We start from the raw sequence: 12446 nt of genomic DNA, 5'->3' as shown, positions 1-12446 counted from the left end.
ACCCGTATCATGGTAAACAGTCATCAGATTTACCAGTTGGGGTGAACATTTTCCAAGAAGCCGGACATTGTACTGTCCGGCTGCGTTATATCAGAATGCGTACTTCACACTCAGTTTTGCCTGACGGGGATTGCCCGGCATAGTCCATAGCGCCGAGTAAGAGCTGGCGTAATATTCCTTATCAAACAGGTTCTCAATGTCAGCATTGATACTGAAGGCTTCGGTAATATTCACAGAACCGAAAAGACGCACAGTCGTATAAGACGGCAGCACGTAATCGGGATCAATTAACTCCCCTGGGCGGTCATCCACATAGGTTAAGCTTGCGCCAAGCTTGGAATCCTTTCCAGCGACATTTAAATAGTGGATCGCAGTCAGGTTAAGTTTGTTCTTGGGAATATTTAGCAACTGGGTGCCAGCTGGAATTTCCACCCCCCAGTCAGCATTAACGATAGAGTTTGAGGTGGTTGCATCTACATAAGCGTAGGCGACGGTTAGCATAGTGTCGTCACCGAGCATAGTCGTTAAATCAACTTCTACGCCCTGACTTTCAGCCTCGCCGACGGTATCGGAAAAGCCGGAATGCTCGGGGTTTGGGTCTGCAGCTAAAACGTTAGATTTTTCGGCGCGGAAAAATGAAACGGTACCGGTGATACTCTCGTCGCTTGTGGCGAATTTTACACCTGCTTCATAGGATTTACTTTCTTCCGGCTCGAATGTTTCGCCATCAAAGTTAGAACCTGAGTTAGGACGGAAACCCTCAGAATAGCTTGCGTAAAGAGTGTATCGCTCGGATGCCTCATATACCAGACCAACCCGTGGGCTGGTGGCTGTCTGTGACTGACTGGTCACCTGACCTGATAAATAGGACTCGAAATCCTGCTCGAAGTCGTCGAAACGAATACCGCCCTGAATCTTGAACTTATCTGTAATGTCAATTTGGTCCTGAATATAAACGCCTACAGAATCTTGGTCTTCGGTGTCGAAGCGCGTTGGAGATAGGCTTGGTAAGTCCTGCCCGTAAACAGGGTTGTATTTATTGACCGAATAAGTAGTGTCGTTCACTCCCCAGGCAACACGCCAGCGATCCTGAGTAATATCTAACGTGTATTTGTAGGCGTCAGCACCAATAAGAATGTGATGAGCCATACCAGCCAAGTCAAAGGTACCGCTAAATTCTATTCGACCTGCTAAGTCTTCGCTTTCATAGTTTCGATAGAGACGTCGACGGTTAACCGTTTCTTCGAAACCTTCCGTACCCACTAGCTGACGGCCGCCCACTTCAACCTCAGAAGAGAAACCTTCAAAACTGGATTCGCGGTAACTCAAGCCTGCAAGTAAGTTCCACCCGCCGGCAAGCTCGTGTTGGAGGGTTATTTGGTGGCCAGTAGCGTCAATCTCAATAGGGCCATCTGCTGGCTCACCATAGAAGGTGTCGATAGGCACGTCACCGAACTCATTGTTAGTAACAATAACTCCGCGGTCGAAAGGCAGCTCCTGATCGAGATATTCCAACTCATAAGCTATGTTAGTTTTGTCAGAAATATTATAAAGAATCGAAGGGCTCACTGATATTTTCTTGGTCTCAACAATATCACGGAAGCTTCCTGCATCTTCATAAGCGCCGTTTACACGAAAGGCTAAGTCTGGTGTTAATTCGTTAGTATAGTCGCCTTCTAAACGGTACAGGTCATAGCTGCCAATTGTTGCCTGAATGTAACCTTCTTCGGAAAATTGCGGCTTCTTGGTAATGATATTAATGGTACCACCGGGTTCACTGCGACCGTACAGCGCCGAGCCAGGCCCCTTGATCACTTCAATCGACTGAATGTTTGAGGTTTCACGGCGACCGCTGTAGCCACGGCCTGCACTGAAGCCATTGACAAGATAGCCACCAGGCAGGTTTTCATCGCCAGCGAATCCTCGAATGGCGAAGCTGTCCCACATGCCGCCAAAACTATTTTGCCGGGCGATACCACTGGTAAAATCAAGGGCGTTTTGTAAATCATTGACGCCAAGGTCATCAAGTAGTTCAGCGGTGACCACATCAATATTTTGTGGTATTGATTTTAATGGTACATCACCACGGTATGCCTGACGTTGCTGTACTACTTCAATTTTTTCAACATCTTCTTGCTCTTGTGATGTTTGTGCGTTGACAGTAGATGACAATACGGCTGAAACGGCGCCAGCGAGCACCGATATAGTTAATGTATGTTTTTTATTCATGAGTGTTCTTCTCCAATGTAGTCTCTGGTCAACGGCAAAAAAATTATCCTATCCATTTGTTTTACTTGATTTAATTTCAACTTTTTTTGTCGGCGGTTAATTTTTCCACAATCAGTATAAAGGGATTCTAGTAACGAAAGTATGCTGAAAAGGGCCGTCAAGCAGTCAAAAGTTTTGAGCGTATCTCTCTTGCGGCAGATTCTGCTTAGGAGAAAAGTTTTAGAATGAAAAAGCTAAATCCTGTCGATATATATAAGCTATTGCTCTTTTAACAATAAGCCGATTTTCCTCTGACCTTGTAAAAACTTTATAGTTAGAAATCGAGTAAGTTAATAGTCGGATTGAATAAAAAGTATCTACATATGTAGGGGAAGAGCAGTTCCGAATAAATTAATGAGTAATGAGCAACAAAATATTGCTTTACAAACGATAAATTTATTAGGTTTAAATGCTGGAATTGGCTCAGATGGGTCGAAGGCATCAAAAGACCGGAGAAAGCAGCGAATCAACGCTTATCTCTTAGCTTTAGATTCCCTAAAAGACTTTGAAGCAAATACATTAAATCAGGTAATCGAAGGCTGCATAGTGAAATTAATGGTTACTACCGGGTATTTCAGCGTTTGGATGGAAGTCTTCAAAAGACATAATCCGATTAGGTCCAAATTTATTAATGCGATTAAAGGCACTAGCGAAAGCGAATGTTTCGATTTGTTAACGCAGCCAATAAGCCCACATCCCAATAGAGATGGGCTTGAATCTGGTGGCAAAATATAAACCAACCTTCTCAAAGTCTGCTACATATTTGCTACACAGAGTTAGTTTTTAATAAAATGCTTTTCTTGATGTGGCTTGCAGGTCTTTAAAAATGGCGCACCCGAGAGGATTGCTCCCACCATCCTTGGCGGTCGTCGCTTCGCGACCATGCTGCGCATGTCCTAAAACGTTCCTGACGTTTTAGTCGAACCTAACAGAGGCTCTCACCTTTCGAGTGCGTTCGGTGGATATATTTAAATGAGAATGCAGGTTTGAGCGGTTTTATATCGTCGAAGGAATAATGGCGCACCCGAGAGGATTGCTCCCACCATCCTTGGCGGTCGTCGCTTCGCGACCAGCTAAAGCTGTCCTAAAACGTTCCCGACGTTTTAGTCGAACCACAGAGGCTCTCACCTTTTGGGTCCGTTCGGTGGATATATTTAAATGAGAATGCAGGTTTGAGCGGTTTTATATCATCGAAGGAATAATGGCGCACCCGAGAGGATTGCTCAGCACATCCATGTGCTTCGTCGCTTCGCGACCATGCTGCGCATGTCCAAAATTGTTCCAGACAATTTTGTCGAACGGACGCGTTCGCCTCGGCAGGGTGCACAATGGTGATAAATTTACAGGCGTAATAAGTTTGTAAGGTAATAGATATCTTAGAATATAGAGATGGTACACCCGGCGCGATTCGAACGCGCGACCTCTGCCTCCGGAGGGCAGCGCTCTATCCAGCTGAGCTACGGGTGCTTCATTTTGTGAGCGCTGATTCTAATGAAATACAGCGCATTTTCCACTGTTATTTGGTTTTATTGTTGTAGTTGTTTTACCGCGGGCGTTTTTTTCGTTTTATCGCGCTTGGGGTTTAACCCTATTTGTCATATTGCTGTGGTATTCGCCTTTTATAATCACGCTTTAACAGTATTAGCGAACAATATAAATGTTATTATGTGATAACATAACATTTGATGTTTAGGTTCATTTCAACGTTTTAGGCAAGATTATGGTGACAAGAAGACAGTTTACTTTGGGCGCAAGTGCGTTGGCGTTTGGTGGTTTAACGGCAAGTTATTTTGGAAAAGTAAACGCAGCTTCTTTGCTGGCCAGTGCATCTGGTTTTGGGCCTTTACTACCAGACCCTAACAAGATGCTGGATTTACCCGCAGGCTTTACTTATCAGGTTATTTCTAAATTGGGTGATGAAATGGCTGATGGCTTCACGGTACCAGATAGAGCCGATGGCATGGGTTGTTTCGCCTTAGACGATGAGCGCGTTGCACTTATTCGTAATCATGAGCTGCATCCACGGCACTTAGCCAACGCAGAGCAGAGCTTGCAGCAGCACAAAAGCAGCTTGGCGTATGATCACAATAGTGATGGTGTAGCCCTGCCTGGGGGCACCAGTAAGCTGGTGTATAACCTGAAAACGCAAACCCTTGAAGAGCAATTCTTGACCTTGGTGGGCACAGTGCGAAATTGTGCGGGTGGTGTAACGCCTTGGAATACATGGTTAACCTGTGAAGAGTCTGTGATGAAAGCGGATTCGGGGGTGACTAAAGCCCATGGTTATATTTTTGAAGTACCAGCCTCAGCACAGGGGCTAATTAAACCTGAACCGTTAACCGCTATGGGGCGCTTTAATCATGAAGCGGCGGCGGTCGACCCACGAACGGGTATTGTGTACTTAACGGAAGATCGCGGCGACAGCTTGTTTTATCGCTTTATTCCTAATCAGCGCGGCCAACTAGCCCAAGGTGGGCAGCTTCAAGCCCTGGTGCTTAAAGACGTTGACGGCAGCGAAGGTTTCGATACCCGTAACTGGGAAACAGACAAAATGCCCTTGCAACAATGGATGCAAGCCCAGTGGATAAACCTAGATAACCCAGAAAGCCCAGAAGATGACTTACGCGCAAGAGGCTACAAAGACGGGGCTGCAGTATTTGCCCGTGGCGAAGGGATCCATTGGGGAGACAACGAATTGTATTTTTGCTGCACTAATGGTGGTGGCAAACTGTTAGGGCAGATTATGCGTTATCAACCTTCGAGTTTTGAGGGCCAAGCGCAAGAGAAAGATGCACCAGGCAGATTGCAGTTGTTCTTACAAAGCGAAGACGCTTCATTGTATAACTTCGGTGACAACCTAACCGTTACGCCGTTCGGTCATCTTTTGGTGTGCGAAGATCAGTACACAGACGTGGTAGATAATCACCTGCGCGGCGTTACTCCCCAAGGCGAAGTGTACGATTTTGCCCGTTTACACATGCAAACTGAATTGGCTGGGGCGTGTTTTTCACCAGATGGTTCAGTGTTATTTGTTAATCTTTATTCACCTACTAAAACCTTGGCCATTCGCGGGCCGTGGGATAAGTTTAGCGTGTAGAATTTAGTGAGTGAGGTGCACACTGTGCCTTGCAGTGCTAGCAATGCACAGCAACATCTTTTGCTGCAAGGTGTGAGTCGCATACAATAAAAAGCCCGCATGAAGCCCCAGGGGAGGGAGTGTTTCATGCAGGCTAGTACTGCTCTTTTACGCTTGCGTGATTTTTTATAAAGCTGTTACGCCATCGGGTGAAGACGTATTAGCTCCAGTACATCGTAACAAGCGCCCATAGTGTGGTAATCCGTTTTACCGATGGGGCTTTTTAGCTCATCTATTTTCTGATTGTCGTGGGTCAGTATTCTGAACCAAGCACCGTATTGATGATCAACCATGTGCTGCCACGAGTATTGCCAAATTTTGTTGTACCAGTCTAGATACGCAGCATCGCCAGTATGATGGTGTAAATAGGCTGCACAGCACATTGTTTCTGCCTGTACCCAAAAGTATTTTTCGTTGTCGCAAATGCTCATATCTGGTGCAAAGCCATAAAAAATACCGCCATGTTCTTTATCCCATGCGACCGCAAGTGATTCATCGAATAAGGCTTTGGCCCGTTCGATAAGCCAAGGCTGGGCATCGTGCTTGGCAATAAATAACAACAGCTTAGCCCATTCTGTTTGGTGGCCAGGTTGAAAACCCCAAGGACGAAACAGGTTCTTCGGGTCGTCTTTGTTGTATTCAAGATCAACTTGCCAGTTAAGGTCGTAATGCTCCCAAATCAAACCACCCATTAGGGCCGCCTGTTGGTTAGTCATCTTGTCAGCCAAGGCAGTAGCGCGCTCAAGAAAACGGTGCTCGCCACTGGCTTCATAGGCGGCAATTAACGCTTCGCAGGTGTGCATGTTGGCATTTTGCCCACGGTAGTTATCGCACACGCTGAAATCGCTATTGCATTGGTCTTTATATAAACCGGCTTGTGGGTCCCAGAAGTGTTGCTCCATGGTATTCCATGTTTCATTTAGGAATTCGCGAGCTTCTTCAATTCCGGCGCGTAAGGCCCAGCTGTAAGCTAAAATGACGAAGGCAAAGCCATAGCAATGATTGGTTTGGTCTTTTACTGTGATGTCACCGTTTTGCACATCAAGCAACCAGTTATAGCCACCTGTTTCAGGGCGAAAGTGAGCGCGGCGAATAAATTCAATACCAGATTTAACCCGCTCTAGGTACTTAGGCGTGCGGTATTCTTGATAGGCGCGGGCGTAATTAAACACAAAACGTGTAGAGCTAACCAAATGGCGCGTGCCTTTGTCGTACACCTCGCCATTGTCTAAAAAGTTTTGGTAGAAGCCACCGTTGGGGTCGTCTACGTTGCTTTCATAAAATTTAAGCGTGTCGCTAATATGACCGGTTAAAAACTCCGGATCATGAAAGGCTGGGTTATCATTCATCATTGATATCTCCTCGGTACTTTTACAGCAACCAGTGCAACGCGATAGCGGCAGTCCAAGAGAAGTCTTTACCACCACAGCCTTCGCCCGTTTCAGGGTTGAAGTATTCGTAATAGCCTGACAAATCGACTAATGCGCGGCAATCGTTTCGAAGTTTATCAGCCGTTTCTTGGAAGCCTTCTGCTTCAAAGCCTAGGGCGATCATCCAGTTGATATGCAACCAGATAGGCCCGCGCCAATAGCGCTGTGGCTCGTAGCGGCTTTCTTCTGGGTGTGTTGAGGCCATACAAAACTGACTTGCTTCGTTCCACTGCTTAGCTTTGCTGTTCAAAATGTCTTTTTGTTTTTCATCAGCCAAGCCAGCAAACACCGTTAACATACCGGCCGAGGTACGTACTTTACATAACGTGTCGGTTAATACGTTGCGGCAATAAAAATATTCGGCGTCAGGGCACCATAAGGTGTTAATCGCACTTTCGGTAAGCGCAATACGCTGAGCGATAACATCTAAGCGCGCATCTTCAATACCTAAAGTTTCACCCAAAGCGAGTATATCTTTACTGCCTCGGTGCAATATCGAGATGATACCCACGTCGTTTATCTTATAAGGGCACTCGTTGAAGATAATTTCGCTGTCGAATTTATGCTTTTTGAAGAAGTCGACCAAGAAAAGGAAACGATCGTACTCACTTTTATGTGGGCGCTGAGCCGAATTTACATGGCCTAAATCACGACGCTCATATTCCCAATCCACGCAAGGTACATCATTAAGGGCTTCATCCCAGGCTGGGCTGTTGTCCATGCCTGATTCCCACGGGTGATAGCTCACAACTAAACCGGTATTCAGGGGATCGCGCTCTTTATACCACCACAGGTGATAGTCAACTAAGCTTGAGAACAGCGATTTAACCTTTTCAGTCGCAAAGGCTTTGTCGTCGGCGGAATCTAGCATGTCTTTCATCACAGTGGCTACCACAGGCGGCTGTGAAATAGAGGTGCTTTTAACACGCTTATCTGAGCCCCAAATGTCTGGCCCAGGAAAGTAAGTGGTTGAATCTTGATGGAAGAGTATATGTGGCACCATGCCGTTATCCCACTGACCATCGAATAACACTTCTATTTCCTGCCAAGCGCGTGGTTCGTCGAAATGCTTCCAGCCTAACGCTGTAATAGCAGAGTCCCAGTTCCATTGAAAAGGGTACAAGCCATGAGTCGGTACTGTGTAACCGCCTAAATCATTGGCGACGAGTGTCTCTTGGGCTTTTTTGATTAATGCAGCAGTCTCTAAAGCATGTACTTGATTTACATTGGTAGTCATAACGGGTGCTCTTTTTGGGTTAATCGACGATAATTGAATCTTAAAGCACCCATTATGGGTTGTAAATGTTTTTTTTGTGTGTTTAAATCAATCTCGAAGTAACAAATTAATAACATTAGTTAAACGTTCGCTTCATCTAAGACGAACACACCATTGACATTGACCATCTTAAAAAGAGTTGGAGAACACCATGAAAATGACACCTATTGCCTGCGCAGTTTCGATATTATTTGCTACGCCCTTAATGGCTCAAGAAGCAAACACAGAAACCCCTGATAATGACGAATATGAAAACATTATTGTTACCGGTTCTAGCGTTGCACGTACGGAAGCCGACACCCCAGCGAAGACCACGCTGATTGGCAAGGAGCAAATAGCGAATACTGGCTTCTCAAGTCAAGCTGACATACTCATGAGTGTTCCCGGTATTAAAGTAGAAGGTGGCGGTGGTGAAGTAGCGACTAACGCATTCGTTCGCGGCTTACCTTCTGGCGGGCAATTTCAATTCACCCCACTTAACTATGACGGCATGCCTGCCTTTCAATCTGGCATGACATCATCGGCACAAGATGTTTACTACCGTCCTGACATTGGCATCGAAAGAGTTGAGTATGTCGGTGGTGGTGTATCTAACTTGTTTGGACCAGGTTCAGTGGCTGGCATCATTAACTATATTTCTCGTAAGGGCAGTGATGATCCAGAAACCACAGTGCAAGTAGAAGTGGCCGAAGAAGGTCGTGTTAGAACAGACTTCTTTAACAGTGGTGCGCTTTCTAGCGATGAAAACCTCTATTACGCGATTTCTGGTTTCTATCGTTATGATGAAGGCCCTTTAGAAACAGGTTTAGAAACCAAGGGTTACCAACTTAGAGGTAACATTCGTAAAGAATTCGACGATGGCCATATTACATTTCACGGTCAAATGATCGATGACCAAGTTCAGTTCTTCCTGCCTTTACCACTTGAAGGCGATAGCCGCGAGCGCTTGACCGGTAATGACGGCGAGACCGTTTACGTTGCACAAACTGTTGCAGCAGCAGACTTGAGCTATCAAACCGCTGACGGCGTTTATGAATCACCGATCCGCGATGGGGTGAAAACCGAAGGTGGCTCATTCGGCGTTGATTTTGAAAAAGACTTAACGGATAACTGGCGTTTAGCAGGTAAAGCCAAAGTCGGCAGTTATGATCACCAGTTCAACTTGTTCTTGGATGGTGACGGTATTGCCAACACACCTGAAACCCAAGAAGGGTATGTGAATAACCTAGGCCGTACGGCGAACGGCGACGTACTAAGTGCCCTAGGTACAGCGAACTACACTTGGTCTGAAACAGGCAATGCTTTACCAGATGATTACGTCTTGTTTGGTAACCGTTTATTGGATCGTCAGCGCGACGGAGATTTCTTCAGTACTGAGTTCAACCTAACTGGCGAGTTAGAAGCTGGTGGTTTCGACCACACGGTGAACATTGGTACCTTCTTCATTAATTCATCGCAAATGGATTACAACATTATTTCTAGCTATTTAGCTGATTTCAGCAATGGCGAAAATGCACGCTTGGTTGATTTATCATTCACCAATGATGCGGGCGAAACCGTTCAATATTCTAAAAACGGCGTTGTAGGGCCAGGCACTAGTTATACCAACAAAGATTTGACCAGCAAGCGCATGGCATTTTACGTCACTGACCAAATGGAAAATGACCAATGGGCAATTGATGTGGGTGCGCGTATTGAGCGTGCAGAAGGTACAACGAAGTCAGAAGGCAGTGAAGTGGTTGTGGTCAATGATGACCCCTCTTTAGCGCCAAACTTACAGGTTAATACCACAGGTAATGGGCGTTTCACCTACGGTGAAGTGGGAACCACAGAAGCGGCGTTCTCAGCAGCATTGTTGTACAAGTTGGACGACCAAGACATTAACCTTTATGCCAATGCTTCAAGAGGGTATTTCTTCCCACAAATCAGAAGTATCACTTTTAACGATAATGGCGAGCCACAAAGCTATGAGGGCGAAGATATCACCCTAGGCGCGATTGGTTTCAAATACTTCCCTAAAGATTTGTACATAGATGCGTCTCTGTTCTTGGCAAACTTGGATAATCGTCGCTCGGTGGATTTTGAAAATGACGGCTCTGGCGGTTTGCTTGAAGTGGTTAAACAGCAATCTACTGAAACCACAGGTGCTGAAATTATTACTCGCTGGAATATGACAGATGAAGTGATCCTTGAAGGTAACATCACTTATCAACATGCTGAGTTTAGTGAAGGTGCGAACGTGGGTAAGCAGCCAAGAAGACAGCCTGAGTTCTCGGGTAACCTTGCAGTGTCTTACAACAACGGGTTTGTTGATGCGCGTTTAGGCTTGAGCTACTTCGGTGATGCTTATGCCAACGACGATAACTCTGTTGAGCTTGACGGCCATACTATTGCTACCTTAAGCGCCGGTTACTCCTTCGAGCTAGATAACGACCAGCAAATACGAGTGGGCGTTAGCGTGTGGAACTTGTTCGACACTGACGGTATTACTGAAGGTTCGCCGCGCCAAGGCAACAGTCAGGTATCAGGCGGAGACTTCTTCATTGGTCGCCCAGTGTTACCGCGCCGCGTGAGCTTAACGGCAAGATATGATTTCTAACATGAGTTTGTGTGTATGGGTGCCTGCTTGCACCATTTAGGTTGAATAGCTTGCCCACTGGAAAATATCTCAGTGGGCAACTATTCACCGTTCTTTTAATTTAGTAGCACCAGCGGTATGGTTTACGTTCGTGCAGACATGTGAATAAAATTATGAATACTCTAGATTTTTTGGTTGTTGCATTGTATTTGGTGGCTTTATTAGTCATGGGATTTATGCTGCGAGAACAGACAAATAAAAGTGACTACTTTCTGGGTGGAAAAAGTCTAGGTTGGAAACCCTTGGCGTTGTCGGTCATGGCCACTCAGCTTTCTGCTATTAGTTTTATTTCTGCCCCCGCATTTGTGGGGTTGCGTGAAGGTGGGGGAATGCAATGGCTGTCTTATGAATTAGGCGTGCCTTTAGCAATGATCCTGCTTCTTGCGACTATTTTACCCAAGCTTTATCGCGCTGGGATTGTCAGTATTTACGATTATTTAGAAGTGCGTTTTGGCCGCTCAACCCGCGTGTTGATCAGTATCGTGTTTCAATTTAGCCGGGCGTTCGCTACCGGCATTATGATTTATGCAGTGTCTCTTATTCTGCAAGGCACCATGGGTATCGAAGCATGGCAAGCCATTTTATTAACCGGTGTGATCACCGTTTTATATTCGCTGCAAGGTGGTATGAAAGCAGTAGTTTACGGTGATGCCATTCAAATGGTGATCATTATTTTAGGCACGGTAGCGTGTATCGGCTACGGCTTATACTACCTAGGTGGGGTTGATGCATTTGTTGCCAACGTAGACACCGACCGCCTACAAGCGGTTAAATTCGATTCGTTTGGTTTCAGTGGTGACGGTTTTGGCTTCTGGCCAATGATTTTCGGTGGTGTGGTGCTTTACGCGTCGTATTATGGTTGTGACCAAACTCAAGCACAACGGGCATTGTCGGCTAAAGATCCAGATAACCTGCGTTATATGATTTTAGCCAACGGCGTTATTCGCTTCCCTATTACTATTTTGTACTGCTTCTCAGGTTTGATTGTCGGCACCCTGGCTATGACTGAACCAAGCTTTATGGCAAAAATTCCAACGGATAATCCGGATTGGATGATGCCGATGTTCATTCTGAACTACTTACCCCATGGCTTAATCGGTTTATTGGTTGTGGCTATTTTGGCCGCTGCTATGTCATCTCTTAGCTCGGCAATTAACTCTTTGTCAGCGGTTACTATTGAAGATTACTGCCGTATTACCAATAAAGAGCTAAGTCAGGGCGGTTATTTAAAACTCGCCAAATATATGGGCTTAGTGTGGGGTGCTATCACCTTGGTGTTATCACTGTATGCGGGCAACATTGCACCTACGATTATCGAAGCGATTAACAAAGTGGGTTCTTTGTTCTATGGCCCAATTCTAGCGGTGTTCTTATTGGCAGTACTGACGAAGAGCACGTCAGGATTACATGTGAATATTGGTCTTATTAGTGGTGTGCTTTTCAATCTACTGATTTCGCTCATTGCTCCTGAAATATTCTGGTTCTGGTGGAACTTCATCGGCTTTGTAGTGACCATTGTGATGGCGGTAGTAATGAGTAAAGTTAAACCTTTCACCTATCAGCCAAGCGAAGAACACAGTGCCTCAGGGCAGGAGGCTATGTCTATTTTAACCACCAAAGACATAGTGCTTTTACTTGGTATGTTCGCTGCCATGATTGCTTTTTGTTTATATATTCCAACCGCGTTTGTTTAAGGTT

General features: G+C 45.6%; 7 protein-coding genes and 1 tRNA gene. 4 read left to right on the top strand and 4 right to left on the bottom strand.

Translation table 11 applies throughout. The features are described from left to right. Window positions 1-90: 90 nt before the first annotated feature. Complete coding sequence (locus tag GCHA_RS01615; RefSeq protein ID WP_007984333.1) at window positions 91-2229, bottom strand: TonB-dependent siderophore receptor; 2139 nt, start codon at window positions 2227-2229, stop codon at window positions 91-93. A 393-nt stretch (window positions 2230-2622) separates the two neighbouring features. Between GCHA_RS01615 and GCHA_RS22280 the strand changes: the two genes are divergently transcribed. Continuing rightward, window positions 2623-3003, top strand: coding sequence for a hypothetical protein (locus GCHA_RS22280; RefSeq protein WP_052017970.1), 381 nt, complete (start codon window positions 2623-2625; stop codon window positions 3001-3003). A 655-nt stretch (window positions 3004-3658) separates the two neighbouring features. Here GCHA_RS22280 and GCHA_RS01605 read toward each other — a convergent pair. Next, window positions 3659-3735 (bottom strand) — tRNA-Arg (locus GCHA_RS01605). Window positions 3736-3988: 253 nt separating this feature from the next. On the opposite strand from GCHA_RS01605, the gene GCHA_RS01600 reads away from it, so the two are divergent. Next, window positions 3989-5365, top strand: a complete 1377-nt coding sequence (locus tag GCHA_RS01600; RefSeq protein ID WP_007984331.1) for an alkaline phosphatase PhoX — start codon at window positions 3989-3991, stop codon at window positions 5363-5365. 176 nt (window positions 5366-5541) lie between these two features. On the opposite strand, the gene GCHA_RS01595 is transcribed toward GCHA_RS01600, so the two are convergent. Continuing rightward, a complete protein-coding gene (locus tag GCHA_RS01595; RefSeq protein ID WP_007984330.1) occupies window positions 5542-6756 on the bottom strand; it encodes an AGE family epimerase/isomerase in 1215 nt (404 codons plus the stop codon). A gap of 19 nt (window positions 6757-6775) precedes the next feature. Beyond that, window positions 6776-8071, bottom strand: a complete 1296-nt coding sequence (locus tag GCHA_RS01590) for an MGH1-like glycoside hydrolase domain-containing protein (protein WP_007984327.1) — start codon at window positions 8069-8071, stop codon at window positions 6776-6778. A gap of 190 nt (window positions 8072-8261) precedes the next feature. Between GCHA_RS01590 and GCHA_RS01585 the strand changes: the two genes are divergently transcribed. Both GCHA_RS01585 and GCHA_RS01580 read left to right on the top strand, forming a co-directional pair. Continuing rightward, complete coding sequence (locus tag GCHA_RS01585; protein WP_007984324.1) at window positions 8262-10709, top strand: TonB-dependent receptor; 2448 nt, start codon at window positions 8262-8264, stop codon at window positions 10707-10709. 152 nt (window positions 10710-10861) lie between these two features. Beyond that, window positions 10862-12442 (top strand): sodium:solute symporter family protein, encoded by a 1581-nt coding sequence (locus GCHA_RS01580; RefSeq protein ID WP_007984322.1) that lies wholly within the window; start codon window positions 10862-10864, stop codon window positions 12440-12442. Window positions 12443-12446 lie beyond the last annotated feature (4 nt).

The sequence above is a fragment of the Paraglaciecola chathamensis S18K6 genome (assembly GCA_000314955.1).
GTDB lineage: Bacteria > Pseudomonadota > Gammaproteobacteria > Enterobacterales > Alteromonadaceae > Paraglaciecola > Paraglaciecola chathamensis.
This window is presented reverse-complemented; position numbering and strand designations above follow the sequence as displayed.